We start from the raw sequence: 26,177 nt of genomic DNA on the forward strand, positions 1-26,177 counted from the left end.
CGACCCACACCGCGATGCCAAGCTCGCCCGGATCGAGCATGTGAGCAGCAGCTTCCCGCAGCGGGTGTTCGCCTTCGACGAGTTCGGGCCCCTGGTCATCCGCCCCCAGGCCGGCACCGGATGGGCGCCCGCGAGCCGTCCGCACCGGCTGCCCGCGAACTACCACAAGCTGCACGGAGTCCGGCAGTTCCACGGCTGCTACAGCCTCGGTGATGACCAACTCTGGGGCGTCGTGCGCCGGCGTAAGAGCGCCGCGAACACCCTCGCCGCGCTCAAATCCATCCGCGCCGCCCGACCGGATGGGGCACCCATCGCGGCACGGAACAAAGTTGAGCTCTGCTTCACCCCGACCTACGCCTCCTGGGCCAACCCCATCGAGGCCCAGTTCGGACCGCTGCGCACCTTCGTCATCACCGGCTCGAACCACCCCAACCACCCCGCGCTGACCCGGCGGCTGCAGGCCTACCTGCGCTGGCGCAACGCCAACGCCCGCCACCCCGACGTCCTGGCCGCCCAACGCCGAGAACGCGCCCGCATCCGCAGCGAACGACAACGACGCTGGGGCCAGCCAGCTACCCGAGCAGCCTGACCCCAACACCGCAAACGTTCGTGGTCACAGCACTAGCTGGCACGTTGTCCGGCCCCGGAGGCTGGAGGAGTGCCCCGAACTGCCGTAGCTTGTCCTCAGCGGGCAGGAGGCGCCATGTTTGCCGAGCACGTGCGGGACTTTGCGGCAACTGCCGTGATCTTCGGGTTCTTCGCTTCGAGTTGGTTCGGCTGGGCGCAGGAAGCCCCTCCGGGCAGGTGGCGCGGGCTCCTCGCCGCCGGCTCGGTGACCGGCCTCCTCACCGCGATCGCCGGTGCTCTGCTGACCTGGCGGCTCTGGCACAACGGCACCGCCTTCGACGAGGCCACCAGCCGGGCATTCGGGGTCGTGGTCGCCATCGAGTTCGGGGCCGCGGCCCTCGGGGCGGTCCTGCTCACGCGCCGTGGCCGACGGGACCTGATCTCGATGTGGGTCGCCTTCGTCGTCGGTGTCCACCTCTTCCCGGTCGCCACGCTGATCGGCTATCCGATGATCCACCTGGTCGCCGCTCTCATCACGGTCGTCTCGGTCGCCGCGATCCCGGTCGCCCGGGCCCGGAAGCTGTCGGTGAGCGCAGTCGTCGGTGCGCCAACCGGACTGGTCCTGCTCACCGCCGCCCTCTTCTCCGTGGTCGCCGCAGCCATCCTCGGTTTCTGAATCCCCGCTCCGCTGGACGGGCCTAATCTCGCTTGCCGCGGTCATGCGGTTGTCTTTTAGGTTGCACAGGTGACTGTCGAGATCCCCTACCGCCCGCTCCCGGTCAACCAGTCGAACGTCCGGTACGCCCATGGCCCGGACTCGAGCGCGCAGCAGGGTGTACCCGCTGGCGAGACCATCGAGTTCGACTGGCGTGAGAGCCACGCCTACCCCGGAACATCTCGCAAGTTCTGGGTTCACCTCCCGGCGCAGTACGACCCCACCAAGCCAGCGGCGCTGATCGTCTTTCAGGATGGAAAGCTAAACCTGGACCCAGCGGGAGAGGTCCGGGGCGGAACCGTCCTGGATAATCTCATCCACCACGGGGAAATTCCGGTCACCATTGGCCTGTTCGTGGATCCGGGCACCTTCGAGGGGGCCGAGAGTCCGACAAACCGTAACCTCGAATACGACGCCTTCGATGACCGATACGTCAGTTTCCTCCTGGCGGAGATCATCCCCCAGGTCACCGACCGCTACTCCATCACCCAGGACCCCGAGCTGTGGGGCATCGGCGGCTGCAGCAGTGGCGGTAGCTGCGCCTTCACTGCCGCGTGGTTCCGCCCGGACAAATTCCGACGGGTCGTCGGCTGCCTGTCCAGCTTTGCGCAGATGCCCGGCGGTAATCCATACCCCGAACTGATTTCCCGCGTTCCCCGCAAGCCGCTACGCGTCTTCTTGCAGGCGGGCCATCGAGACCTGCACTGGAACGAGCCCGAGCGAAACTGGCTGGCCAACAACCTCCGGGTAGCGGCCGCTCTGGCCGAAGCCGGCTATGACTTCCGTCTTGTGCTGGGCGATGGTGGCCACAGTCCGAATCATGGCGGGACCCTGATCCCCGACGCTCTGCGGTGGCTGTGGAGGCCGGCCGACAGCCAATGAGCGAAGCTTCCCCTTTCCCGGACACCACGGGGTCGTCCCGCTGGCCGTACCGCGAGTGTTATTACTACTCTCCGCGCAAGCGTGCTGGTCGTATAGTGTCCGGTGGGGAACTGGACCCAAGGAAGGGAGATCCCATGAGTGACGTTGACGGCGCGTACGCCTCCGGCACGCCGTGCTGGTTCGACATGACGGTGCCCAGCCGGGACACCGCAATGGACTTCTACGGACCGGTGCTGGGCTGGACCTTCCAGGGCGACTTCTACACGATGTGCCAGGTTCGCGGAAAACCGGTAGCGGCGATCGCCGAACCACATCCGGGCGAACCGGCGCCCGCCCAGTCGAACTGGACGATCTACCTCGCGACGGCCGACTGCTCGGCGGCCCTGCGACGGGTCACCGATGCCGGTGGCAAGGTGGTGAAGCCGCGGCAGGACGCCATGGTCGGCTGGCTGGCGATCGCCCAGGACACCACCGGCGGCGTCTTCGCCCTGTGGCAGGGCCGCGAGCTGAGCGGGTCGCAAGTGGTTGACGAGGGCGGAGCGCCTTGTTGGAGCGAGGTGACCAGCGCCGACCTGGCCACCACCGTTGAGTTCTACCGGCGGGTCTTCGGCTACGACACCGAACCGCGCGAGGACGCGCCCTACGTAACGCTCAACTCCGGTGGTCGACCGGTGGCGGGAGTCTTTGCCGGCGCGGAGCAACGCCCACACGAAGGGCACGCGGCGTGGCTGGCGTACTTTCAGGTCCCCGACGCGGAGAAGGCCGCGGAGCAGGCGGTGTCGCACGGCGGTCGGGTGGTGACGGCTCCGCAGGAATCGCCGCACGGACGCGACGTCGTCCTAGCCGATCCGTTCGGAGCCACCTTCGTGGCCACCGAACGCCGCGGCCCGTTCCGCCTCGGGCATACGAGATAAGCCCTGGCGCCGTTCCGCCCGCATCTCGCGGCCCCGGTCCTATCCTTCGATGCTTCCCTACCGATAGGACGCGATTAAGGAATACGTCGATCTTTAACCAGCACGCTCGGATTGAACGCGAAGGGAACCGACGCCAGATGGGTCAAACCAAGGTAGGCACAATCGCGGGCTTCGACCTGACCGTCCAGAACGCAGACGGCATACGCGACTTCTACGCAGACGTGACTGGCTGGAAGCCGGAGCCGCTAAGCATGGGCGACTACGACGACTACATGATGCTCGCACAGGACGGTAACCCGGTCGCTGGCATCTGCCATGCCAGGAACGACAACGCCGACCTACCGCCACAGTGGATCACCTACATCGCGGTCAGCGACCTCTCCGCAAGCCTGACCCGGGTGGCGGAGAAGGGCGGCAAGGTTGTGCGCCAGCCCAACGGGACCGGGCCAGGTGGATTCGCACTGATCCAGGACCCCGCGGGCGCGATCATCGCGCTGATGCAAGACCCCCACACCGACTGAGCCGCACGCAGCCTCAGCGTGCCGCGGTGGAGGCCGCCGGCGGCATCGCCGAACTGATCTCTCTGGGCGAGAAACCGATTCAGTCAGTGGACCACTTGGACAAGTCCACGACGTACGAGGTGGACCGGGTTGTTACCGCCGCAGACCCCGCCGACTACGACGCCTTGGTGTTGCCCGGTGGGGTGGCCAACCCGGACTTCTTGCGGGCCGACCCCGACGCGGTGCGCTTCGTTCGGACCTTCGTTGAATCCGGTAAGCCGGTAGCCGCCATTTGTCACGGCCTGTGGCCACTGGTCGAGGCGAACGTGGTGCAGGGCCGCACCCTCACCTCCTGGCCAAGCCTGCGCACCGACTTGGCCAACGCCGGCGCTACCTGGGTTGACGAGGAGGTCTACGTCGACAACGGCCTGATCACCAGCCGTAGGCCCGGCGATCTGCCGGCATTCTGCGCCACGCTGGTCGACGAAATTGCCGACGGCGGGCATACCGGGTCGGCCACGTGACACCGGCAATACGGGTCTCCTACGGGAGCAGTAAGCCGCGGCGTACCTCGCTGATCGCGCCCGGCCCGCGAAAATATCGAGCCGGGCGCGGCCAACTATGCCTGGAAGCGGGTACGGCGTCGACGCCCGATCACGTAGCCCGCACCGCCGAGGAGCAGCAGCGCACCGCCGATGCCGGCCGCGGTCGCGGTGTCGGCACCAGTCACGGCCAGCCCGCCGCCTTCGCCCCCGGTGGTACCCGGGTCGGCCGGTGAGGCAGAGGTCGATGCACCAGTCGGCGTATCGGTCGGCGTCGCCGTTGGCGTATCGGTCGGCGTCGCCGTTGGCGTATCGGTCGGCGTCGGTGTGGGCTGAGCCGCGCAGTCAAGCTCACGTGCGGCGTACAGGCCATCATGGAGGTAGGCCAGATACCCATCGATATCCGTGTTTCGCAGCACCTCCCGGGCAGCCGCATCAACGTTTGGGCCGGCGTCGGTCAACGTCTGGACCACACGGATCCGCAGATCCACCGACCAGGCGCCCTACAATTCCGCCTTGAGGAACGACCGAAGATCACCTGTGCCGTTCAACCGCTCGGTTATCTCACGCGGCACAACAATCAGCGAGTCGGTCTTCGCTGCGGACAGGATCTGGGCGGCCAACACCCGCACCTCCTCATCCGTGGCGGTGTCCAGATTGATGGCGACGAGCTCGCAGATGTCCGTGTACACCGTGCGCTCAATCGGCTGACAGGACGCGTCCAGCCCGGGCGGTCCGACTTGAGCTGCCGCCGGCGTCGCCGGAATCAAAAAGGCCGCCGCCATCAGAGCGCCAGCCAGAACCTTCCATCGCATGCGATTTTCCTCCCGTGAATCAAAACATCGGAATACTACCGCTGCCCGGCGGAACCGCAAGCGGGATACACAGCACCGATATCACTTTGTTGGGCTGACGCCAGTTAGTGGGATATGGGCGAAATTCGGGGAATAGGTAAGAGTTAGCCATCACTCCGGACTCGCCGCCCCGACAAAATGCGGAGATCTATACCATTCCGCCATCTTGATGACCGTTCAACAGCCTTATCCTGCCCAGCAGCAGATTTCGGTATAATGCAGGACGAGGGCAGCTACAACGATCGGCACGAAGCGGAACGACCGAGATAGACCTCGCCGGACGGTCCACCGGTTCACCCGGCGGACCGTCCGGCGCAACAGCGCCTGTCTTCCTGTCAACGACGTGCGCGAGGATCAGAGTGGGTCAACGCCGCTTGGCCCGCTGGGCGTCTTTGATGACCCGGGCGAGTCTTCGACCGGCGCGGCGCTGGGCCGCAGGATCCGCGCGGAGCTCTGCCCAGGCGGCCTCACGGCACAGCTGATTCCAGGCCCGCAGTCGTTGCTCGCTCAGCCTCCCGTCGGCGACGGCCGCGAGCACCTCGCAACCAGGTTCGTTGGCATGGCCGCAGTCACCGAAGCGACAGCCGAGCGCCAACTCCGCGATGTCGTCGAACCCCGCGTCAACGGTGGCGACGTCGGCATGAACACCGACCTCGCGCATGCCGGGGGTGTCAATCAGACAGCAGTCGCCCTCCAGTGCGAAGAGCTGCCGGGCAGTGGTGGTGTGCCGGCCCTTCGCGTCCGAGCTTCGGACCGCTCCGGTGGCGCCCAGCTCCCGGCCAGCAAGGGCGTTGAGGAGCGTCGACTTCCCTGCCCCGGACTCGCCGACGAGCACCAGCGTGCGCTTCGCGCACCGACCGAGGAGATCAGACACCCCGGTGGCTGTCGCCGCCGCGACGGAGATGACGTCAACACCGGGATGCTGCTGGAGCAGACCGCTTTCGATCTGCGCGGTGGAGCTCACCAGATCAGCCTTGGAGAGGATCACCAACGGTGCCGCTCCGGCGTCCCAGGCGAGCGAGGTGAAGCGTTGCAGCCGGCCGTGGACGACCGGCCGGTCCAGGCCACAGACAATGCCCACCACGTCCACGTTCGCGGCGATGAGTTGGCTCCCTCCGGTGGAGGGATCACGACGGCGCAGCAGTGAAGCCCGCGGCAGCAGGTCGAGGACGCGATCGTCGTCGACGACGACCCAGTCACCGACCGCGAGCGCGGGTGCCGAGGACCGTACGGGGAAGTGTTGGGTGTCGTCTTCGGTGCTGATCAGGACGGCTGAACCGTCGTGGCGGACGACGCGCCCCGGACGGCCGGCACCGTGCGCGGCAAGCGCCGCCTGCCATCGATTCGACCAGCCCAAGGCGGCAAGAGACATGGATGTTTCGGGGGTCTCCGACGGACCCCTACGGGGAGAAGACAACTGAGGAACCTTCTGCGGGAAGGAGTGAAATCCGATCGGGTGAACCGATCGTCACCTGATGTCGCTCAGGCGCACGAAGCGTGGCGGTCTTCAGCTGTCACATGCATGAAAACGCCACCTCCTCCTTCAGATCCCCCGCAGCCTCACTGCGAGGCCCGCTGACACCCTACTCCATCCATCCCCAGGTGTCATGAATCACGCACGACCCCCCGCACGGTGCCGACACGTAGGTCGGCGAGATTGTGCTGGACCAGCAGCAGGGTCGGATCCGCTACCAGCAGTGCGGGCAATGGCGTACGTCGCGGTTGGCCAGAAGCCGCTGAGCACGGTCAGGAAAGGCTACGGACACCTACCGTCTGTCCGCCGCTCTCCTCGCCGGTCGGCCGAAAGCCCAACCTGAGGTAGAAGCCCGCCGGCCCGCCCACCCCCGGCTCCCAGGTGACGTATGCCCGGTCACCGCCCCTTGCCCGGATTTCTCGACATACGGCGTCAACCGCGAACCGACCGTAGCCACGCCCCTGTGCCTCAGCCGCGATATTCAGCCGCCACAGGCCCGACCTCAGATCGTCGGCATCGTGGTCGGGCCCCCACGGAATATCCAAGAAGGCCATAGCGAAGCCGACCAGCTTATCGCCGTCATAGATCAACCTTGGCCAGGCGTAGTCGGGCCAGACGTACGCCTCCGCGAGCGACTCCGCCACGGACTCGACCAAGTGCTCCTGATCGGGCCGCACCGAGAGCGCAAGAGCCGCCTCGAGGTTCTCTGGGGTGATCCGCTCCAACCGCATGCGGCGGAGCCTAGCGGCCCGGAGGCAGAACCGGCGATCGGTTTCCCGGCAGCAGTGCGGCTTCACCTGCGCCCGAGAGACAACCCGCACCCTGTCTCTCCACAGAGGAGAGAGGACGGCCGTTTTCGGTGCCCCTGCTACGGTATGAAAGAAGTCATCCGCCGCGAGTCGAGAAGAGATTCCCAGTGACAAACACCCCTTCGGAAGACACGCCACCGGCCGCCGAACCGAACGGGTCACTCTCCTCGAAGATCGACACCACGATCGCACACCCGGCCCGGATCTGGAACTACTGGCTGGGCGGCAAGGACAACTTCGAGGTGGATCGCGAGGTCGGCGACCACACGATCGCCGCCTACCCACACATCATCGAGCTGGCCCGCAACCAGCGAAACTTCCTGGTACGCGCAGTCACCCATCTGGCCAGAGAGACCGGCATTCGACAGTTCCTGGACATCGGCACCGGCCTGCCGACAGCCAACAACACCCACGAGGTCGCCCAGTCGATCGCTCCCGAGTCGCGCATCGTCTACGCCGACAACGACCCGCTGGTCCTGGTGCATGCACGGGCGCTACTGACCAGCCATCCCAAGGGCGCGACCGACTACATCGACGCCGACTTGCGGGATCCAGACAAGATCATCGCTGCGGCGGCCAAGACACTCGACTTCACCAAGCCGATCGCCATCACCATGCTCGGCATTGTGATCTTCCTGGCCGACGACGACGAGGCCTACGGGGTAGTCGACCGCCTGGTTGAGGCGCTCCCGTCGGGGAGCTACCTGGCGATGACACACACCACCAACGCCATCCACGGCGCCGCAACCGACGAGGCGGTCCGGATCTGGAACGAGGGCGGCTCGGACCCGATGGTGGTACGCAGCCTCGACGGCATCAGCCGGTTCTTCCGCGGCCTTGAGCTGGTCGAGCCGGGCATCGTCTCACTGACCCGATGGCGACCCGACGCCGATACCGCTACCGGGCCCGAGGTGGACGAATTCTGCGGGGTGGGCTACAAACCGTGACCAGCAGATAGACACCACAGTCGGCGACCAGCGCATCCGTGGCCGGCACCCCACACGTGTACGTAACGGTCAGGTGTCAACACCTGTCGTGCCGCCCATCTGGCCTTCGGCCTGCGAGCGCACCGGGCCGGCGTCACCGCCACCCAGCCGCATCCAGCCGAGGCCCCACCCCCGATCGGCCGACGGCTACGCCGACGAGATCACCTGGCTCGCCCGCGTCGCCACCGCATACCACCAGTCACCGGTGGTGGCCGCCACCCGTACCGGATGCTCTGCCACATCCAGCAGCTACCCGACTGACCCCCGCGGTTAGCGTCCGCTGCGGCGGGTGCCCGCACGGGCCCGGGTGGAGAAGGCCGCCGCCCCGGACCGGGCCGTCCCGGACCGGGTCGGTGCGGACCGCGTCGAGGTGCTCGGCGCCGGCTTGCCGCCGCGCTGCCTCCGGCCACCGTGAGCGGGTCGCGCCTCCTGCCGGGCGCCGTCGGCGGACGGTACGGGCTGGGGGGCCAACCGTCGTTCGCCCGGGGCGATCTCGCGGAGCAGCGCGTCACCCGGGCGCGGTCGGCTCGTGGTCGCGGTGATGCCAGCCTTGCGGGTCAAGGCCCGCACCTCGGTCACCTGCGCGTCGGTCATCAGGGTCACGACGGTCCCGTCCGCACCAGCCCGAGCGGTACGCCCCGAGCGGTGCAGGTACGCCTTGTGTTCCACCGGCGGGTCGGCGTGTACGACCAGCGCCACGTCGTCGATGTGGATGCCCCGGGCGGCGATGTCGGTGGCTACCAGCGTGTGCGCCTCCCCGGTGGCGAACGCCCGCAGATTCCGGGTACGGGCGCCCTGGGCCAGGTTGCCATGCAGCTCGACCGCGCTGACCCCAGCTGCGGCCAGCCGCCGGGCCAGGGTCTTCGCACCCCGTTTGGTACGAGTGAACACCACCGTACGGTTCGACGTGGCAGTCAACTCGACCAGCACGGCGAACCGGTCCTCGGCCTGAACGTGCAGCACGTGGTGGGTCATCGCGGCGACCGGCGACAACGTTGAGTCGACGCTGTGCACGACTGGTGTGGTGAGGAACCGCCGCACCAGGACGTCAACGCCGGAGTCCAGGGTTGCGGAGAACAACAGCCGCTGCCCGCCCCGCGGGGTGCGCTCCATCAGCCGCCGTACGCCGGGCAGGAAGCCGAGGTCGGCCATGTGGTCGGCCTCGTCGAGGACGGTGATCTCGACGGCGTCCAGGTGCGCGTGCCCGGCCTCGACGTGGTCGGTCAGCCGTCCCGGGCAGGCCACCAGGACGTCGACCCCGGCTTTGAGCCCGGTGATCTGGGGCCGGGCGGCGACACCGCCGAAGATAGCCATCGTGCGCAGCGACAGCGCCTGGGCCAGCGGCGCCATCACGCGGTCGATCTGGGTGGCCAACTCACGGGTCGGCGCGAGGATCAGCGCCCGGGGGCGGCCAGGGCGACGTCGCGTGGGGTTCGCGGCCAGGCGGGTCAGCACCGCCAGCACGAAGGCGTAGGTCTTGCCCGAACCGGTACGACCCCGGCCGAGTACGTCCCGCCCGGCGAGCGCGTCCGGCAGGGTCGCGGCCTGGATCGGGAACGGCCGTTCCACCCCGGCAGCGGCCAGTTGGCGGTTGAGCGCGTCGGGCACGCCGAGGTCGGTGAAGGTCACCGAGTCGGGCAGGGTGCGCTGGGAGTCAGGCGAGGTGTTCTGGCGCGGGCGGCTTGCCGCCATGGAGGCTCCGAAGGTTGAAGGGGGGCCGTCCCGCCCGGCGCTGACCGTTTCGGTCGCGGCGTGTGACGTGGGCATCGAACCCGGTCGTTCTGCTGGAAGGGCCGCGCGCCAAGTCTAGCCGAAGCCTTTCCGGAGCACGTTGCCCACCGTCGTTCTGCCATCAGCACCATCCACGCGCTTCCAGCACGATGAATAAATTACTGAACGAGTCTGCGGGGCTGCGATAGGCGCTGATAACGTGCCGCACGTGACTGATCGAGCGGCCCCCGGACGGGAATACTGGCCCAACGACGAGCACGCGTCTGCCTCCGGCGGCCACGACCAGTACGGTCTGAGCACACAGCCGGTCTCAGGCGGTTTCGCCGCACCGCCGCTTTCCGGTGACTTCGCCGCACCAGCACCGCAGCGCCGGATCGTGCCGTCTCCGCCCCCACCGCGGGGGAAGCTGCTGCGCGGCGTGATCGTCGGCGTGCTCGCCGGTGCGTTGGTGGCCGGGGTCGGCGCGTTCGTCCTCGGCCGAGCGACTGCCCCCGACAGCACCCCGGTCGCCGCTCCGCAGTCGGACGCACCCGCCGAAGAACCAGCTCCGGCTGCGGCACCGCCCGAAGAACCCACCGACCCTTTCGCCACCGCCAACCGCGCGGCGTTCCCGGATGACCTGATCCCGTTGGCGGAGCCGTGGCTCGCCGACATGAGTAGCTGCGCCGCGAACACCGATGACGGCGGCCCGGCCCTCGGCCCCGGCGAGCGCGCCCACGTGCTGTGCCGGGACGGCGGCATGTATCTCCACTTCGTCGCGTACCAGTCGGCCGAGGGGCGCGCTGCCGACCTGAGCTTCCGGCAGCGGATCGCCCGCAGTTCGGCGAGCGACCGACCCGATGCGGAGGAGCCCGGCGAAAAGCTGGGTGGCGTCACCGGCGCTCCGGGCTTGTACGTCGAGTACACCACCCCGACCGGCGAGGTCCCGGCGCTCTGCGGCATCTGGTGGAACCCGGACGGCACCGATACCGCTGTCTTCGTGGACGTACTCTGCGACAGCCTTGGTGGCAACTGGGACTCGCTGCGGTCCGTCTGGCAACGGCACAGTTAGTCGCAGCCCAGTTCACCGTCGATACCGGCGCAGCGGCCTGCGGGGCAACCGACGCAGGCACCCCAACGCGGCGGGCCTGCGGGGCAATCCGACTGATCAGCTCGTCAGGGTGCCCCGCACCAGGCTGTCGCCGGAGTGGGCGGTGTTGTTGTCGTACCCCTCTGCGGAGATGTCCACCACCGAGTACCGCTCGAGGTCGGCGTTCGGGGGCAGCGGCAGCAGCGCCTCGGTGTCGCCACCGAGCACCCCAACCGAGAACATCTCCATGGTTCCGGGGTCGATCAGCCATACCTCGTAGTAACCCGACACCTCGGGAAGATTCACCACATGCAGGTGGAGTTGGCCGTTGCCGAAGACCCGGGCCGCGCCGTTCACCTCTGGCGGGGTCTCACCGAACGCCGTGAGCGACGCGCTGGCCCGTACCGTCTGCTGCTGCTGCGGCGCGGGCGCGGGCTCCGTCCCGCCCAGCACGGCGGCGGTGCCCACCACGCCGAGGACCGCGGCCGCCGCCGCGGTCGCGACGGTCGTCATCCAGCCCGACCACCGAACCCGCTTTCGCGCTGGTGGCGACAGGATCCGTGCAGGTGAATCGGCGAAGGTGTCGGGGGCGGTGACGGGGGCGGTGACGGGCCGACGCGGCTCCACGAGCGTGGGCAGTTGCTCGGCCGCCCGGATCTCCGCGACGATGCCCTGCCACAAATGGTCTGGGGGGCTGGGGAGGTCGTGCAGAGCCTGCCCCTCGGCACCCAGGTCGGCGACGCGCCGAAGGTTCTCCAGCTCGGACCGGCAGTGCTCGCAGCCCTCGAGGTAGGCGCGCTCTCCGTTGTCCGGCTCACTCTCACCGAGCGCCAGGAAGACCAGCCGGTCGTGGTCCATGTGTTGCACCGTCCACCTCCCATCTGCGTTTCAGGCACTGCATGCCGCGCCGGATGTGACTCTTCACCGTGCCGAGCGGCACGCCGGTCATGGTCGCTATCTGATGGTGGGTCAGGTCGTCGAAGAACGCCAACTCCAGCATCCGTCGTTGCTCACCGGGGAGGCTCGCCAGCTCGTCGGCCACCACCAGTCGGTCAACCACGGTGTCCGGGTCGGAGCGGGTCGGGGTGGGGTCCGGAAGCTCACGCACCGTCTCGACCACCCGGGCCTCCCGGGCGGAAGCCCGGAGCCGGTCGATCACCTTGCGGCGGCCGATGCCGAGCAGCCAGCCGATCAGGGACCCCTTCGCCGGATCGAAGGTCTCCCGCCCCAGCCAGGCAGCCACGAACGTCGCCTGCGTGACGTCCTCGGCATCGCTGCGATTCGACAGCGTGCTGATGGCCAGGTGCAGCACTGCGCGGCCAAACCGGTCGTACGCCTCCCGCAGCGCCGCCTCATCGCCGGAGCGGAAGCGGGCCGCGAGGTCCGCCGGTGGGCCCGAGGGCTCCTGCGGTGCCGCCACCGTCACCGGACGAGTCGCCTTCTGTGGGGCATGCCCGACTGTAACCCCCACAGCCCTCGCCTCACTCCCCTAGGTACCTGTCTGCCGCAGGACTATTCGTCGACTCAGGCGCCCGTGGATGCAGCCACGCCGAAAAAACAAAATTTCCTCCAGCCGCATCCGGCTGATGTGGAGCGGACGTAACCCATTTCGAACACCGAGCCTGACCCAATCAACACCAATCACCAGGAGGCAGAAATGCAACGCTCGTACTTTCGTCGGGTGGCCGCCGGCGGCGCAGTTGCCGCGCTGACGTTCGCCGGAATCGGCGTACTCACCGCGACCCCGGCGTACGCGGCGACGGCCGAGGTCTCGGTGGTCCACGGCATCCCGGACACCCCGGTCGACGTGTACGTCAACGGGGAGAAGACGCTGGACAACTTCACCCCCGGCGACGTGGCGGGTCCGCTGGAACTGGAGGAGGGCGCGTACGACATCGCGCTGACCACGCCGGGCGAGCCGGTGGACAGCGCGATCCTCACGGTCGATGACGCGGAGGTTCCGGGCGGCGCCAACATCAGCCTCGCCGCCCACCTGGACGCGAGCGGCCAGCCGAAGATCACGCCGTTCGTCAACGACACGTCGAAGGTGGAGGCCGGCAAGTCCCGGCTGATCGTCCGGCACACCGCCGCCGCTCCGGCGGTGGACGTGCGGGCCGGCGGCACTCCGGTCTTCACCGAGCTGACCAACCCGAACGAGGCCAAGGCGGACGTGGACGCCGGCAGCGTCAGCGCCGATGTCGTGCTCGCCGGCACGGAGACCGTCGCGATCGGTCCGGCGGACCTGGACCTGGGTGAGGGCACCGCGACGATCGTCTACGCGATCGGCTCGGCCGACGCGAGCAACCTCGAGGTCGTGGCGCAGACGATCACCGGCCTGCACTCGGCTCCGGCCGGGGTCCCCAGCGGCAGCGGTGGCCAGGCCGACCCCGGCGTGAGCACCTGGCTGTACGTGCTGGCCGGCACCGGTGCCCTCCTGCTGGTCGGCGGGGGTGCTCGGGTCGCGTTCGCCCGGCGGACCAGCCGGTGACGGTGCGGAACCGGGGGGCGCTGGCGGCGGTGGCCGCCGGCGCCGCCGTCCTTACCATCGCCACGCTGGCCGCCTACACCTTCCGGCCCGCGACGAATTCGACAGGGTGGATCATCGGCTGAGGCCCGCGTGAATGCGGCGACGTCGAAAGACAAAGCATTTTTCGGCCGCATTCAGCTTGTGTGGAGCGAGCGTGCGCTCTTTACCAGCTAGCCTGACCAATCAGGACTAATCACCAGGAGGCAGGCATGCAGCTCTCGTACTCCCGCCGGGTGGCCGCAGGTGGCGTGCTCGCCGCGCTGACATTCGCCGGAGTCGGCGCGCTCACCGCAACCCCGGCGTACGCGGCGGCCACAGCCGAGGTCTCTGCGATCCACGGCATCCCGGGCACCCCGGTCGACGTGTACCTCAATGGGGAAAAGACGCTGGACAACTTCGCACCCGGCGAGGTGGCGGGCCCGCTGAGCCTGGCTGCAGGCGTGTACGACATCGCGCTGACCGAGCCGGGCGAGCCGGTGGCCAACGCGTTCCTCACGGTCGACGACGCGGAGGTACTGGGCGGAACCAACATCAGCATGGCCGCCCACCTGGACGCGGGCGGCCAGCCGAAGCTCACCTCCTTCGTCAACGACACCTCGAAGGTGGACGCCGGCAAGTCCCGGCTGATCGCCCGGCACATCGCTGCCGCTCCGGCGATGGACGTACGGGCCGGCGGCACTTCGGTCTTCACCAACCTGACCAACTCGAACGAGGCCAAGGCCGACATGGAAGCCGGAACGATCACGGCGGATGCGGTGCTCGCCGGCACGGAGACCGTCACGATCGGCCCCGCCGACCTGGAATTGAGCGAGGGTACCGCGACGATCGTCTACGCGTTCGGCTCGGCCGATGCCGGCACCCTCGAGGTCGTGGCACAGACCATCACCGGCCTGCACTCGCCCCCCGCCGGCGTGCCCAGCGGTGACGGCGGCCTGGCCGACACCGGGGCGAACACCTGGTGGTACCTCCTGGCCGGTGCCGGCGCCCTCCTGCTGGTCGGCGGGGGAACTCGGGTCGCCACCGCCCGGAGGAGCAACCGGTGACGGTGCGGAACCGCGGGGCGCTGACGGCCATGGCCGCCGGCGCCGCCGCCCTCACCGTCGCCGCTGTGGTCGCCGTTGCCGCTCGGCCTGCGGCGGATGTCGGCGCGGACGAGGTGACCGCCCTCGCCGACACCACCCCCTCCGCAGCAGGAAGCCGATCGCCGGTGCCGGTGCGCAAGGGTGAACTGCCGGCCGGCGCCGAGGTTGTTCCGCCGGTCGACCTGCGGATCTCGGCAATCGGGGTGACCGCCACGGTGAACGCTGTCGGCATCAACCCACAGACCAATGAGTTCGAGGTACCGCCCAGCGTGGACCAGGTCGGCTGGTATCGCTACGGGCCGGGGCTGGCGGCACCGGCGGGCTCCGTGGTGATAGCTGGTCACGTGGACAGCTCCACGCAAGGCGAAGGTGCGTTCTTCCGGCTCCGGGAGTTGGACCAGGGCGACCGAGTGACCGTGACCGGCAGCGATGGCCAGGACCGCGCCTACCGGGTGATCGCCCGGGAGGAGTACCAGAAGACAAAGATTCCGCTGGACCGGTACTTCGCCCGCGACGGCGACCAGCGGTTGACCCTCATCACCTGCGGCGGACCCTTCGACGCCGACACCCGCCGCTACCGCGACAACCTCGTGGTCACCGCGGTGCCGGCAGGACCGGCAGCGGCGCCGTGATCCGTTCACCGGCGCCCGCGTGGAGTTCCCGCCACCTCGGCTGGAAGTAGTCACCGTTCTTGGGCACTCCGCGATGCTCGACCCCGTCATCGTCGCGATAGCACCACGCAAAGGGTAGGCCGTGCGCGAGCTCCGGAACCGGACCGCTCATGAGTTGAAAGTGCAGGTGCGGCTCGGACGAATTGCCGGAGTTGCCACAGTCAGCCAACTGCTGACCAGTCACGACCTGGTCACCGGCAGAAACTCGAATTGACCCCCGCCGCAGATGCGCAAAGGCCGCGTAGACGCCCTCACCCAGGTCGAGGATGAGGTGATTGCCCAGCAGGTGCCGAGGCTGGCCCAGGCTACGTACGATGCCCTCCACAAGGAACAGGTAAACAAAGCCCGGCAGCGACGTACGGGATAGGTGATCGCGCTGGCCGTCAACGGTCGCCACCACCACGCCAGCTCCGGGCGCGAGGATCGGGCTACCGAAAGCCGGGTACTGGCCGGGGCGTCGGCCGAGCGGCCAAAGCCACCGGAAGGCGGGCGCGGGAGCGTCAGCGGGGTGATGAGTCAGGTCGATGGCGTACGTCTGGGCGTAGCTGTGGGTCTGGTGGCTGGGCACCTTGGTGCCCGGGCCGTTCAGGGCCAGCCACCGGCCCGCGACGGGAACGTCGACCAGCACCGGAGCCTGCCCCTGCGGCGGGCGCTGTTTGCGCCGCACGGTCCAGCCCGCCAACAGAACAACAGCCGAGACCGCTACCGCCACCCACCACAGGGGCCCGAGACCACGATGATTGACCACCAAGATGACCAGGCTGACCCCGAAGAACAAAACCCTGCGCTTCCATATGAAGCTCCACAAACTCACGCCTTGCTCCGATTTGTACGGTCAGCCATGGGGTGGAGGATAGCCGAGCGGTGCCACCACATCGCTCGCCGTAGTGGTAAAAGCGAGCCCGTCGCCGAGGACGAATCGAGTTCACCGAGCCGGGTGGTCGACGACCGCGCGTAGACCCGGATAGCGCTGCCGGAGCCGACGTTCCAGCTGGCCATGCAGGGTGCTGCGGGCGGCCGGGCAGCCGTGGCACGCACCGGCGAGCCAGACGGTGACCACGCCGTCCCGCACGTCCACCAGGTCGATCCGGCCGCCGTGCGCGGCGGCGAACTGCCCGACCGGCCCGTCGAGGAGCTGCTGGGTCAGCGTACGCAGCTCCGTGTCCCCGGCCCGCGCACCGGAGTCGGGTACGACGTGCCAGCCGCCGGGTTCCCCGAGCGCGGCGTGCAGTGCGCCGCGTACCCGTGGCCCCTGGTCTCCCCAGCTGTGCCGCGGACCGAGGCGGGTGAGCACGGCGGCGGGCTCCAGCCGGAGCTCGGCGAGCGTCCCGTCGGCGAGCAGCCTCGCCAGCGGTGGCGGGGCCGCGGCGACGACGCCGACCGATTCGAGCAGGTCGGCGGGGACGACCCAGCGCAGCAGATCCGGTTCGTCGGCGCAGCGCTGCGGGTGCAGGGGAACCATCCGAGTCAGCCCACGAAGAAGGCGGTCACGGTCCGGGCAAGGTAGGCCATCAGCCAGGCCGTCACGGTGAGGTAGCCAAAGGCCACCAACGGCCATCGCCAGGTGCCGGTCTCCCGCCGGATGACCCCGACGGTCGCCATGCATTGAAGTGCGAAGGCGAAGTACACCAGCAGTGCGGCGATCGTCGGTGCGGTGAAAATCGGCTCCCCGGCGCGCGGGCCGTCCGAATAGGTCATGGCGCGCAGGGCGTCGCCCGGGTCTTCGGGGTCTTCGGCCGCCGCGACCTGGCCGAGGGTGGCGACGAAGGTCTCCCGGGCCGACTGGGCGGACAGCACACCGACATTGATCCGCCAGTCGAAGCCCAGGGGGTCGAAGACCGGGGCCACCAGCCGGCCCACCTCGGCGGCGTAGCTGTGATCGACGACGTAGGCCGACACTGCCGCCGAGTCAGCGGTGTCGACCCCCGCCGCCTGCATCTGCTCGGTCGAGTGCAGCGGAAGGTTCAGCAGCAGCCACAGCACCATCGTGGTGGCCACAATGATGGTCGAGCACTTGCGGAGGAACGAACTCGCCGCGCCCCACACCGCCAGCAGGATCGCCCGGGGTGAGGGCAGCCGGTACGGCGGCATCTCGAGATAGAACGGTGTCGGCTGACTGCGGCGGTCGCCGAACTTCTTGAACGCCCATGCGGCGAGCATCGCCGAGACCGCCCCGAGCAGGTACAGCCCGAACATGACCAGGCCCTGCAGACCGAACGGACCGAACGTGGCCTCGGAGTCGACCAGCAGACCGATCAGGACCACGTAGACGGGAAGCCGCGCCGCGCAGGTCATCAGGGGCGCCGCCATCATCGTGGCGATTCGGTCCTTGGCCGAGGGCAGGGTGCGGGTGGCCATGATGCCGGGGATCGCGCAGGCAAACGACGACAGCAGCGCCACGAAGGCGCGCCCCTCCAGCCCGGCGCGGCCCATCACGCGGTCCATCAGGAACGCCGCGCGGGACATGTAGCCGACCCCCTCGAGGAGAGAGATCAGCAGGAACAGCAGCATGATCTGCGGCAGGAAGACGAGGACGCCGCCGACTCCACCGATCAGGGCGTCGCCGAGCAGGCCCGCCAGCCACGGATTGGTGACGTGCACCGACACCCACTCCGACAGTACGCCGAAGAACGCCTCGACCCCTTCCTGAAGCGGAGCGGCCAGGGTGAAGACCGTCTGGAAGAAGAGCACCATCACGGCGAAGAAGACCACGGTGCCCAGCAGCGGGTGCAGCAGCACCGCGTCGAGCCGTCGGGTACGGCCGTGCGGTTGCGCGGCCCGGTACCCGGCGTAGGACAGGACGGACTCCACCCAGGCGTCCCGCTCACCCGGTTCCACCGGTGGTGGTATCACCGGGGTCGGCCAGTCTCTCCAGTCGAGCAGCTGTTCCCGCAGCTGGGCGATGCCGTGACCGCGGTGACCGACCACCGCGACCACCGGCACTCCCAGGGCCTGGCTCAGCGCGTCGACATCCACCGCGCCCTGGCGGCGGAGCAACTCGTCGGTGAAGGTCAGCACCACGCAGCTGGGAAGACCCCGGGCCAGCACCTGCGCGACGAATCCCAACGAGCGCCGCAGGGTCGTCGCGTCGACCACGATCAGCAACGCGTCCGGGGCCCGCATGCCGTTGCCGGCCAGGACGTCGACCAGAACCTGCTCGTCCAGACTGACCGGGTCCAGCCCGTACGAGCCGGGGAGGTCTTCGACGGCGAGCTTCCGGTCGCCGACCTTGCAGGTCCCGGCGAAGCGGGACACGGTCACCCCGGGATAGTTTCCGGTCTTGGCGTTCAAGCCGGTCAGGGCGTTGAACACGCTCGTCTTACCCGCGTTGGGGGCACCGACCAGGGCCACCTGCGGCAGCTGGGTCAGCTGGGCCGCCGGCTGGCCGTTCTCGTGGCAGGAGCTGCTCACCGGTCCACCTCGACCACGTTCACGCACGACGCCTGGGCCCGGCGTAGGCAGATCTCGTAATCCTTCACCAGGTAGATCAGGGGGTCGCGCAGCGGTGCCCGGCGCAGCACCCGGACCTCCGTACCGGGCGTGAAGCCGAGGTCGGCCAGGCGCCGCGCGACAGCCGACGAACCGGGCACCGAGACGCTCACGACCTGCGCCGTGGCGCTCGGCATCAGGTCAGCCAGCGTCCTTTCGCCGCACCGGGGCCGATCGCCGGGCCGGGCCTCGGCCCCGGGCCGACCGTCGGTCCCCTGTTCGAACGTCCTGCTCGTCATGCACGCCCCCAGCCAGACTAACCTTAGATTAGGTAAGGCTAACCTCAGGAAAATGCCCTGCGGCGTGACCTTCGGCCCCTGTTCTCGGGACTATCGCCAGCTAAAACGACGGCCGCCGCGCTCGCGGTGCCAGCGCCATCTCTGCGCCCTGACGCTGGCTACCGGCCTGCGGGACGACCAAGATCGACTCGGTCGGGTTCCAGCTTCCGAAACAGGCTGTCCGCCTCTCCAACGGACCAGCCGCTGGAGAGGCGGACAGTGCGCAGCCGTGGTGCAGTCATTGATCATCGATATCAGCCACCGCACCGAACAGCCGGGGTCCACGAACTTGCTCACGCACTGCCGGACAGTCGGCGCACCAGGCGCCACGAGCCGGGTAGCAGACCAGCAGCGAGCAGGGCCTTGAGCAGGTCGCCCGGCAGGAACGCAACGAGGCCCAGCAGGAGCGCGGTCGGTACGTCCATCCCGGCGGCAACCGTCAACCAGGGAACCCCAACCGCATAGATCACCACGTTCCCGAACACCATCAGCCCGAACATGCGCCACGGCCGCCGGTCCGCCCCGGCCGAGGCCAGCCGGCCGACAACCGCCGCGGCCAACACGAAGCCCAGCAGGTAGCCCGCGGTCGCGGACGGCCAGCCGTGCGCGCCCTCGGCAAACCACGGCACCCCCAACACCCCCGCCACCAGGTAGAGCAGCATGCTCGCCACCCCACGGGCCGACCCGAGCGCGGTTCCGGCCAGGAGCACCGCGAAGGTCTGCCCGGTGACGGGGACCGGCGACCCGGGAATCGTCACCGACACCTGCGCGGCGGCACCGACGACAGCAGCACCACCAACAACCAGGGCGACCTCCCGCGCCACGGAACCACCCCACGCGTCGGCCAACACGCCGACGCGTGGGCCGGAGGCCAGCACCAAACCGTCTGCCATTCCATCCTCCTGTTGTCGCTACCGACGCCGGTGGCGTCCCTACAGATCATGTGGATCCTCCCAGCGCTGCCCCCGGCCCGGGCGGCCGCCCACGAGCGCGAGACCACATCGGAGCGCACGAGTAGTCAGGCTCCGAGCAAAGGTGACGGGATCGGCCAACAAGCCGACCGCGACGGTGCTCCGGGATACCGGTCAGGTCAGCGACGCGCGCCCCTCAACCCGTCATACGGCACAGTCGAGCTGATCATCCACGTACGGGACGATAGGCGACGAAAACACCGTCGACCCGGGCCATCCGGCCCGCTCAGCCCCCGACACCACGGCTGAAATCTTGGTTGCGCCCAAACGGCCTCTTCGATACTGATATCGCTATGCCCAAGCTGAGCCGGCCCACCGTCGGGGTACATCAATCGTTCATTGCCGCCATGGCCGAGTTCCGCACCGAGGGACGTGGCGGCCCGGAAGACCGCAGCATGATCGGGTCCGAGCTGCGCGAATTCTCGCGCCACTGGTCAACTCCCGCCGGGTTCGCGGCGTACGTCGAATGGCTACGAAAGCAAAACCTCGAGGAATCCCCGCGCCCGGACGGGCACGTACCGTCAACCACGTTGTGGTGGATCCAGGACGACGCCTATCTCGGCCGCCTCGCGATCCGGCATCGCCTGACCCCGAGCCTGCGGGACTTCGGCGGTCACATCGGCTATGACGTACGACCAACCGCACGGCGGCAGGGCCATGCGACCGCGATGCTGACCGCCGCGCTACCCATGGCGTACCACCTGGACATCACGTCTGCCCTGGTGACGTGCGACGTGGACAACATCGCCTCCCGTAAGGTGATCGAACGCAACGGCGGGGTCTTCGCCGACCAACGCAGCGAGCAGCTCCGATTTTGGGTTCCGACGGCCTGACCCGGCCAGATAGGTGGCGGATCAGCGGCATTCGGGTCACGCTCCGTGGTAGCTCTCCCAGTGCCGAGCCGGACCGCGGTGCGGGGCGACCGGGCTGTTGTCGGGCATCAATTCACCAGTGTCATCGAAGACAATCACGCCGTTGCAGCGCAGACTCCAGCCCTGCTCGGGGTGAGACGCGACGATGCGGGCCGCCTCGTGGTCAACCGCGCTCGCGGCGGGACACGTCGGCTGGTGGTTGCACGGGGTGTTGGCGTTGGGCCGGGCCCGGAGGGCGAGGTCGACGGTGTGCATGCCGGTTCTTCCTCTCAATTGGACGACTCAGCCGCGCTGGCGCTCGGAACAGGGGGAGTAGCCGCGCCCCCCACCAATTTGCTACGTCATCGCTGATATAGATGAGGCGGCCCACCCCCGGACTGATACACAAACGGCAGAATACTGACGCACACATTGATGGATCATAAAAAATAGGGTACGGGGGTAAGTATAAATAAGCCTGATCACGAACTGAAAGATCAGTCCCAGGCTTCGCCCATCGTGGCGAGTTCGCTCGCGTACTCGATTTGATCACGCCAGGACTCCGGCCATGCGGCCAAACCGAAGGCGGCACCGAGGAGCGCGCCGGTCAGACCGGCGATGGAGTCGGAGTCGCCGGAGGTGGTGGCGGCGCGGGCCAGGGCGGACACCGGATCATCGGCATGCCGGATCGCACAGAACAGCGCAGTGGCCAGGGCCTCCTCGGCGATCCAACCGGCACCGGTCACCCGGCAGGCATCCGCACCGTCGTCGGCCGCGGCGAGCGCGAAATCGAGCCGATCCAGTACGTGCTGGCACTCGTCCCAGCCACGGGCGAGGTAGTCGGCGGGATTGGCGACGCCGGGCTGCTGCCACAGCACACCCAACCACTCGTCGCGGTAGACGGTGCGCTGGTCGCCGGCACGGGCTCGCAGCAGCATGGGCAGGGATGGCAGCTCCGCACCGTCGCGCAGCAACCGCACGGCGTACGCGGTCAGCTCACTGGCCGCGAGCGCGGTGGGGTGCCCGTGGGTCATCGCGGCCTGCAGCTGCGCCACCCCGGCGAGGGTGTCCAGGTCATAGCCGGCGACGAGCCCGACCGGCGCGACCCGCATGTTCGCGCCACAGCCCTTGGAGCTGGTCACCGTGGCTTGGGTCCACGGCTGGCCGAGGGCCAGGTTCCCGCAGGCACGCAGGCAGGTCATTCCCGGTGCTCGGTTGTTGTCGGGGCTAGCCGCCCACTGCACGAACCGCTCCCGAAGCAGCGGCTCCAGCGCCTCGGCCGTCGGCGTGGGCGCATCCAACAGCGCCCACCCGACCGCCAGGGTCAGTTGGGTGTCGTCAGTAACCGGTGCGGGGTGGCCCGCCAACTCGCGCGGGCCGCCGGGCCCATAGCGGGCCTGGATATCGGAGACCGTCATGAACTCGGTCGGTCCGCCCAAGGCGTCGCCGTAGGCCAGTCCGAACAGGCACCCCGACGCCGCGTTCGACGCAGTCGGCTCTCGCATATCGAGTGGATGATAGCCCACCGGATGAGACTGCGGGGATGCCAGATTGACGATAATGGGCCCGGCACACGAGCGAGGAGAGATCATGGGCGACTGGAACGCCGAGATCATAAAAGAGTTTCGCGAGAACGACGGGCGGGTCGGTGGCCAGTTCGCAGGCGCGCCACTCCTGCTGTTGCACACCGTGGGCGCCAAAAGTGGGCAGCCTCGTTTGAACCCGATGATGTACCAGAAGTTGGATCACGGCTACGCCGTGTTCGCCTCCAAGGCCGGCGCCCCCAGCCACCCCGACTGGTACCACAACCTGCGGGCCCATCCGCAGGTCAAGGCGGAGATCGGCACGGACACGTTCGACCTGGTGGCCAGGGTCGCCACTGGGGACGAGCGGGAACGCGTCTGGAGCGCACAGAAAGACGCCTTCCCCGGCTTCGCCGAGTACGAAGCCAAGACCACCCGTGAAATCCCCGTCGTCGTGCTGGAAGCCGCGTCGTAGACCGCCCCAGAACCCCCCTTCGTTCCACACCAGGTTGACCGATAGATTGCTGCCCATGGGCAGCATCCTCTCGGTCAACCTGGCGGTCCCGGAGCGCAGCACCGCGAAGCGAGTCGGGGTCACCGGCATCAACAAACAGCCAGTTGGCGGACCCGTGACGGTCCGAGCCCCCGGGCCGAAGACCACCGGCCTACACAGCGGCCTGGTCGGCGACCAGATCTTCGACATCGAGCACCACGGCGGCGACGAACAGGCCGTGTACGCGTACGCCCGGGAGGACTACGACTGGTGGGAGGCCCACCTCGGGCGGGTGCTGCCGGGCGGGATCTTCGGCGAGAACCTGACCACGGCCGGCGTTGACGTCAACGGTGCGGTGATCGGCGAGACCTGGCGCATCGGCGACCAGCTCGAACTCCAGCCGACCTTTGGCCGCATTCCGTGCGCGACTTTCCAGGCCAAGATGGCGGAGCCGCAGTGGGTGAAGCGGTTCACCCGAGAAAATCGGCCGGGTGCCTACCTTCGGGTCGTCACACCGGGAGAGGTGCAAGCCGGAGATCCGGTTTCGGTGCTCCGCCGGCCAGCCCATGGCGTAACAATCGCGGCGGCCTTCCACGCGTACCTGACCGAGCCGGAGTTGCTGCCCGCGCTGGCTGAGGTCGAGGGCCTCCCCGACGACCTCCGACAAACGCTACGGGAACGTGCGCGCCGGTGACGAGGGCTACCAGTAGCGGGCTGTCGCTGCTCATCGACAACCGCGGCTTCCGGACGCTCTGGCTCGCCCGTACCACCTCCTACCTCGGTGATGTCATAACTGCCACCGCCGTGGTCCTCTACCTCTACGAAATCGGGGCAACCCCGACCGAGCTTGGGTTCGCGCTCGCGGCGAAGGCGCTTCCCCAGGGGCTCGGTCCGGTGACCGGCACGCTGGCCGATCGCTGGGATCCCCGCCGCATCATGATCGCCGCCGACCTGATTCGGTTCGGGACAGTCGGTCTGATCGCGGTGGCCCTGCCGCCCTTTCCGGTGCTCCTCGCCCTGATCCTGCTCACCAGTACGCTGACCACCTGCTTCCTGCCGGCCGGCAAGAGCTGCGTGCCCCGGCTGGTGGAGCGGTCCAGCCTGGTGCAAGCCAACTCGCTGCTTGGGCTTTCGCGCAATGTGGCGCTGGCCGTCGGGCCGGTTGTCGGTGCGGTACTCATCCAGGCCGCCGGGGCGCGAGCCGCCTTCGCCCTGGACGCGGCCTCCTACCTGCTCTCCGCCCTGGTGCTGTTCTTCCTGCCGCCGGTCGGCAACGGTCTCGGTGCTGCGCGCCGTACCACGCGGTTCGTCGCGGACCTCACATCCGGCCTGCGTTACGTGGCGGGGCACGCCGTTGCCCGGGCGGTGGCGCTCTCCCTCTTTATCGGTGTCTTCTTCGCGGCTTGGGACAGCGTGGCGCTGGTCTTCCTGATCAAGGACGACCACGGTGGCACCGATACCTGGGTCGGGGTGACGACCGGCGGTTACGGACTGGCGATGGTGCTCGTGCCGTTGCTGCTCGCGCTGAGCCGGTGGCAGCCGTCCGGCCCGCGGCTACTGCTCATCGGCCTGTGCTGCTCGGCCCTGGGCCTCATCGCCGTGGGCGTCGCCGGCCAGCTGATCCTGATCGTGATCCTCTACACGATCGCCGGTGCCGGCAACGGCCTGGAGAACATCGCCACCGACACCGCCATCGGCCAGAACGTGGACAGCGACAAGCTGGGCCGGGTGTTCGGCGCGATCTACGGCCCAGTCTTCCTCGCGGAGACCGCGGCCTACCTGATCAGCGGCCCCCTACTCGAGGCGACCTCGCCGGCCGGAGTGTTCCTCATCGCCGGCACGGGCCTGCTTGGAGTGGCCGCCGTCGCCTGGTGGCTGCTCCGTCGGGCCGAAGGGCCGCCACCGTACCCGCGCCCCCGGCCGCCACGGCGAACCGACTCTCCGGCCGGCGTCGTCACTGCTCAATCCGGAGGGCCCAGCTCACCTCCGCCGACGTCTCCACCGTGACCCCCAGCTGCTCCTGCGCGTGCGAGGCGGTATCAATTCTGTTGAGCCCGTGGTGAACGTCCGGGCCGCACGGGACGGTGAACTTGGAAGCTGAGCCCACCTTGAGTACGAGTGAGCCGTCGCCCTGGCAGTTGAGGGCGATCCACAGTACGCCCGGACCAGTGGTGACGCGCCCAGCTGCCACCGGGCCAGACTGCGGCCCGGTGGCCAGGAGCGTGGTGCGCCCTGGCTCAGCGGGGGGCAGTCCCAGATCATCGGCGACGGATAGGAGCACCGCGGGTGGGGTTGTGGCGGAGCCTGCGATCGGAGGCGCGGTGGAGTCGACCGTCGGGGTTACGGCGAGACCCGAACTGGCATTGGATCCGGCTGCGCAACCGGTCAGAGCAAGGGTGCCAACCACAGCCAGTGGAGTCAGAAACAGGGAAACTGTAGCTCCCCTGTTAGCGCGACCATGCCGGTTTAGCCGACTAGGTAGGCCGTAGAAGGGGCGCGGCGGGCGGGCGACACGCCCGCCCACCGCGGTTCTCATAATTGCCATGGCTCGTCTCGGATGACATCGAGATTGATAAAGCGTGGGCCGTCCGTGCACAGTGGCACGAAAGCCTCATGGATCGCGTTGGTCACGGCCAACTCAGAGTTGACCATCGCATCGTCGTACGAGTCGAATTCAAGGATCTCCATGTAGTGGGTTGGGTCATCGCGGTCACGGCAGACCCGCGTACGGGTGGCGGTGCGCAGGCCGGCACTCCCGTTGATCCACTCGGTGAGGAGCTGGTCCACCGCCTCGGGGCACTCGGTCCGGTAGTCGATTATCTGGATGAATCCCACCCAGGTCTCCCTTCTCGATTTGCGGGGTGAATTAGCTGCTGGGCCGTGGTGACCCAGGGCTATTGCGTAGTGCCGTTTAGCCTGTTCACGGTCGGTTTTCCGGTGGTCACAGCGGTGATGAGGTCGTGGGGACGCTGGCTGGCTTCGCGGGTGGCTTCGGCGATGTTGGTGGCGCCGTTGAGGCGGTGGTGCCCGATCGAGGTGTTACGGAGGGTGGCGAAGACAGCGGGTCCGTTCCCGGTCCGGGCTTGATGCGCATCTTCACGTAACGTGACATCTCGTACATAGTGCACCCTGTTTTCGATCTGCCACTCCGCCCGAGCCCAGGCGCCCAGATCGACCGGCCGGGCCTGACCGGCGGGCAGGGAGATCGTCAGGTACGCCGTCTCGCGGCTGGTCTTGCCTTTGACCGTG

28 protein-coding genes and 5 pseudogenes are annotated in these 26,177 nt (G+C 68.4%); 17 read left to right on the forward strand and 16 right to left on the reverse strand.

What is annotated here, in order from left to right; genetic code table 11:
- The 6 genes and pseudogenes from T398_RS24925 to T398_RS24950 all read left to right on the forward strand — a co-directional run.
- Positions 1-589 (forward strand): transposase (locus tag T398_RS24925; RefSeq protein WP_496450273.1); only part of this gene is annotated, 589 nt, incomplete at its 5' end.
- A 114-nt stretch (positions 590-703) separates the two neighbouring features.
- Positions 704-1,243 (forward strand): hypothetical protein, encoded by a 540-nt coding sequence (locus tag T398_RS24930; RefSeq protein ID WP_496450274.1) that lies wholly within the window; start codon positions 704-706, stop codon positions 1,241-1,243.
- 69 nt (positions 1,244-1,312) lie between these two features.
- A complete protein-coding gene (locus T398_RS24935) occupies positions 1,313-2,164 on the forward strand; it encodes an alpha/beta hydrolase (protein WP_496450275.1) in 852 nt (283 codons plus the stop codon).
- A 134-nt stretch (positions 2,165-2,298) separates the two neighbouring features.
- Positions 2,299-3,078 carry a VOC family protein gene (locus T398_RS24940; RefSeq protein ID WP_496450276.1) on the forward strand — a complete coding sequence of 260 codons (780 nt, stop codon included), beginning with the start codon at positions 2,299-2,301 and terminating at the stop codon, positions 3,076-3,078.
- A gap of 137 nt (positions 3,079-3,215) precedes the next feature.
- On the forward strand, positions 3,216-3,599 hold the full coding sequence (locus tag T398_RS24945; protein WP_496450277.1) for a VOC family protein: 384 nt from the start codon (positions 3,216-3,218) through the stop codon (positions 3,597-3,599).
- 5 nt (positions 3,600-3,604) lie between these two features.
- A pseudogene (locus T398_RS24950) lies at positions 3,605-4,102 on the forward strand (type 1 glutamine amidotransferase domain-containing protein); the annotation flags it as partial.
- Between the two features lie 95 nt (positions 4,103-4,197).
- On the opposite strand, the pseudogene T398_RS24955 reads toward T398_RS24950, so the two are convergent.
- From T398_RS24955 to T398_RS24970, 4 genes and pseudogenes are all read right to left on the reverse strand, one after another.
- Positions 4,198-4,935: pseudogene (locus T398_RS24955) on the reverse strand (LPXTG cell wall anchor domain-containing protein).
- A gap of 403 nt (positions 4,936-5,338) precedes the next feature.
- Positions 5,339-6,331 carry a ribosome small subunit-dependent GTPase A gene (gene rsgA, locus T398_RS24960; protein ID WP_496450299.1) on the reverse strand — a complete coding sequence of 331 codons (993 nt, stop codon included), beginning with the start codon at positions 6,329-6,331 and terminating at the stop codon, positions 5,339-5,341.
- Between the two features lie 251 nt (positions 6,332-6,582).
- Positions 6,583-6,724 (reverse strand): annotated as a pseudogene (locus T398_RS24965) (cobalamin biosynthesis protein CobW); the annotation flags it as partial.
- Positions 6,721-7,179: a GNAT family N-acetyltransferase gene (locus T398_RS24970; protein WP_496450278.1), complete on the reverse strand. Its 459-nt coding sequence runs from the start codon at positions 7,177-7,179 to the stop codon at positions 6,721-6,723. The pseudogene T398_RS24965 and the gene T398_RS24970, both read right to left, overlap by 4 nt.
- Before the next feature lie 185 nt (positions 7,180-7,364).
- On the opposite strand from T398_RS24970, the gene T398_RS24975 reads away from it, so the two are divergent.
- Both T398_RS24975 and T398_RS24980 read left to right on the forward strand, forming a co-directional pair.
- Positions 7,365-8,204 (forward strand): SAM-dependent methyltransferase, encoded by an 840-nt coding sequence (locus T398_RS24975; protein WP_496450279.1) that lies wholly within the window; start codon positions 7,365-7,367, stop codon positions 8,202-8,204.
- Positions 8,205-8,294: 90 nt separating this feature from the next.
- Positions 8,295-8,517: pseudogene (locus T398_RS24980) on the forward strand (DUF6545 domain-containing protein); the annotation flags it as partial.
- Here T398_RS24980 and T398_RS24985 read toward each other — a convergent pair.
- The gene (locus tag T398_RS24985; protein WP_496450280.1) at positions 8,514-9,935 is read right to left on the reverse strand and encodes a DEAD/DEAH box helicase; all 1,422 of its coding nucleotides are present in this window, start codon (positions 9,933-9,935) and stop codon (positions 8,514-8,516) included. The pseudogene T398_RS24980 and the gene T398_RS24985 overlap by 4 nt on opposite strands.
- Positions 9,936-10,182: 247 nt before the next feature.
- On the opposite strand from T398_RS24985, the gene T398_RS24990 reads away from it, so the two are divergent.
- On the forward strand, positions 10,183-11,025 hold the full coding sequence (locus T398_RS24990) for a hypothetical protein (protein WP_496450281.1): 843 nt from the start codon (positions 10,183-10,185) through the stop codon (positions 11,023-11,025).
- A gap of 96 nt (positions 11,026-11,121) precedes the next feature.
- Here T398_RS24990 and T398_RS24995 read toward each other — a convergent pair whose 3' ends face one another.
- Both T398_RS24995 and T398_RS25000 read right to left on the reverse strand, forming a co-directional pair.
- On the reverse strand, positions 11,122-11,910 hold the full coding sequence (locus tag T398_RS24995; RefSeq protein WP_496450282.1) for an anti-sigma factor: 789 nt from the start codon (positions 11,908-11,910) through the stop codon (positions 11,122-11,124).
- Positions 11,864-12,469, reverse strand: a complete 606-nt coding sequence (locus T398_RS25000; protein WP_496450300.1) for an RNA polymerase sigma factor — start codon at positions 12,467-12,469, stop codon at positions 11,864-11,866. The genes T398_RS24995 and T398_RS25000 overlap by 47 nt, the downstream gene beginning before the upstream one ends.
- A 231-nt stretch (positions 12,470-12,700) precedes the next feature.
- On the opposite strand from T398_RS25000, the gene T398_RS25005 reads away from it, so the two are divergent.
- The 4 genes from T398_RS25005 (at position 12,701) to T398_RS25020 (ending at position 15,284) form a co-directional block, all read left to right on the forward strand.
- Positions 12,701-13,531, forward strand: coding sequence for a DUF4397 domain-containing protein (locus T398_RS25005; RefSeq protein WP_496450283.1), 831 nt, complete (start codon positions 12,701-12,703; stop codon positions 13,529-13,531).
- Positions 13,528-13,653, forward strand: a complete 126-nt coding sequence (locus T398_RS25010; RefSeq protein ID WP_496450284.1) for a hypothetical protein — start codon at positions 13,528-13,530, stop codon at positions 13,651-13,653. The genes T398_RS25005 and T398_RS25010 overlap by 4 nt, the downstream gene beginning before the upstream one ends.
- A 126-nt stretch (positions 13,654-13,779) precedes the next feature.
- A complete protein-coding gene (locus T398_RS25015; protein ID WP_496450285.1) occupies positions 13,780-14,613 on the forward strand; it encodes a DUF4397 domain-containing protein in 834 nt (277 codons plus the stop codon).
- Positions 14,610-15,284, forward strand: a complete 675-nt coding sequence (locus tag T398_RS25020; protein WP_496450286.1) for a class F sortase — start codon at positions 14,610-14,612, stop codon at positions 15,282-15,284. The genes T398_RS25015 and T398_RS25020 overlap by 4 nt, the downstream gene beginning before the upstream one ends.
- Here the strand turns inward: T398_RS25020 and T398_RS25025 are convergent.
- The 5 genes from T398_RS25025 to T398_RS25045 form a co-directional block, all read right to left on the reverse strand.
- Positions 15,247-16,137 (reverse strand): M23 family metallopeptidase, encoded by an 891-nt coding sequence (locus T398_RS25025; protein ID WP_496450287.1) that lies wholly within the window; start codon positions 16,135-16,137, stop codon positions 15,247-15,249. The genes T398_RS25020 and T398_RS25025 overlap by 38 nt on opposite strands.
- A gap of 111 nt (positions 16,138-16,248) precedes the next feature.
- On the reverse strand, positions 16,249-16,785 hold the full coding sequence (locus T398_RS25030) for a NifU family protein (protein ID WP_496450288.1): 537 nt from the start codon (positions 16,783-16,785) through the stop codon (positions 16,249-16,251).
- Between the two features lie 5 nt (positions 16,786-16,790).
- Positions 16,791-18,734 (reverse strand): ferrous iron transporter B, encoded by a 1,944-nt coding sequence (gene feoB / locus T398_RS25035; RefSeq protein WP_496450289.1) that lies wholly within the window; start codon positions 18,732-18,734, stop codon positions 16,791-16,793.
- Positions 18,731-19,051, reverse strand: a complete 321-nt coding sequence (locus T398_RS25040) for a FeoA family protein (protein WP_496450290.1) — start codon at positions 19,049-19,051, stop codon at positions 18,731-18,733. The genes feoB and T398_RS25040 overlap by 4 nt, the downstream gene beginning before the upstream one ends.
- Before the next feature lie 332 nt (positions 19,052-19,383).
- Positions 19,384-19,983, reverse strand: coding sequence for a biotin transporter BioY (locus T398_RS25045; RefSeq protein ID WP_496450291.1), 600 nt, complete (start codon positions 19,981-19,983; stop codon positions 19,384-19,386).
- Between the two features lie 371 nt (positions 19,984-20,354).
- Between T398_RS25045 and T398_RS25050 the strand changes: the two genes are divergently transcribed.
- On the forward strand, positions 20,355-20,894 hold the full coding sequence (locus tag T398_RS25050) for a GNAT family N-acetyltransferase (protein ID WP_496450292.1): 540 nt from the start codon (positions 20,355-20,357) through the stop codon (positions 20,892-20,894).
- 36 nt (positions 20,895-20,930) lie between these two features.
- Here the strand turns inward: T398_RS25050 and T398_RS25055 are convergent, their stop codons facing one another.
- Together T398_RS25055 and T398_RS25060 are read right to left on the reverse strand one after the other, a co-directional pair.
- Complete coding sequence (locus T398_RS25055) at positions 20,931-21,188, reverse strand: DUF5999 family protein (protein WP_496450293.1); 258 nt, start codon at positions 21,186-21,188, stop codon at positions 20,931-20,933.
- Between the two features lie 221 nt (positions 21,189-21,409).
- Positions 21,410-22,417, reverse strand: coding sequence for an ADP-ribosylglycohydrolase family protein (locus T398_RS25060; RefSeq protein WP_496450294.1), 1,008 nt, complete (start codon positions 22,415-22,417; stop codon positions 21,410-21,412).
- A gap of 85 nt (positions 22,418-22,502) precedes the next feature.
- Between T398_RS25060 and T398_RS25065 the strand changes: the two genes are divergently transcribed.
- The 3 genes from T398_RS25065 to T398_RS25075 are packed head-to-tail and all read left to right on the forward strand — an operon-like array spanning position 22,503 to position 24,935.
- Complete coding sequence (locus T398_RS25065) at positions 22,503-22,910, forward strand: nitroreductase family deazaflavin-dependent oxidoreductase (protein WP_496450295.1); 408 nt, start codon at positions 22,503-22,505, stop codon at positions 22,908-22,910.
- A gap of 55 nt (positions 22,911-22,965) precedes the next feature.
- On the forward strand, positions 22,966-23,622 hold the full coding sequence (locus T398_RS25070) for an MOSC domain-containing protein (RefSeq protein WP_496450296.1): 657 nt from the start codon (positions 22,966-22,968) through the stop codon (positions 23,620-23,622).
- Complete coding sequence (locus T398_RS25075; protein ID WP_496450297.1) at positions 23,619-24,935, forward strand: MFS transporter; 1,317 nt, start codon at positions 23,619-23,621, stop codon at positions 24,933-24,935. Before T398_RS25070 ends, T398_RS25075 begins: the two co-directional genes overlap by 4 nt.
- Positions 24,936-25,460: 525 nt before the next feature.
- Here the strand turns inward: T398_RS25075 and T398_RS25080 are convergent.
- Positions 25,461-25,763, reverse strand: coding sequence for a hypothetical protein (locus T398_RS25080; protein ID WP_496450298.1), 303 nt, complete (start codon positions 25,761-25,763; stop codon positions 25,461-25,463).
- A gap of 59 nt (positions 25,764-25,822) precedes the next feature.
- Positions 25,823-26,177: pseudogene (locus tag T398_RS25085) on the reverse strand (ISAs1 family transposase); the annotation flags it as partial.

The organism is Salinispora goodfellowii (assembly GCF_059570675.1).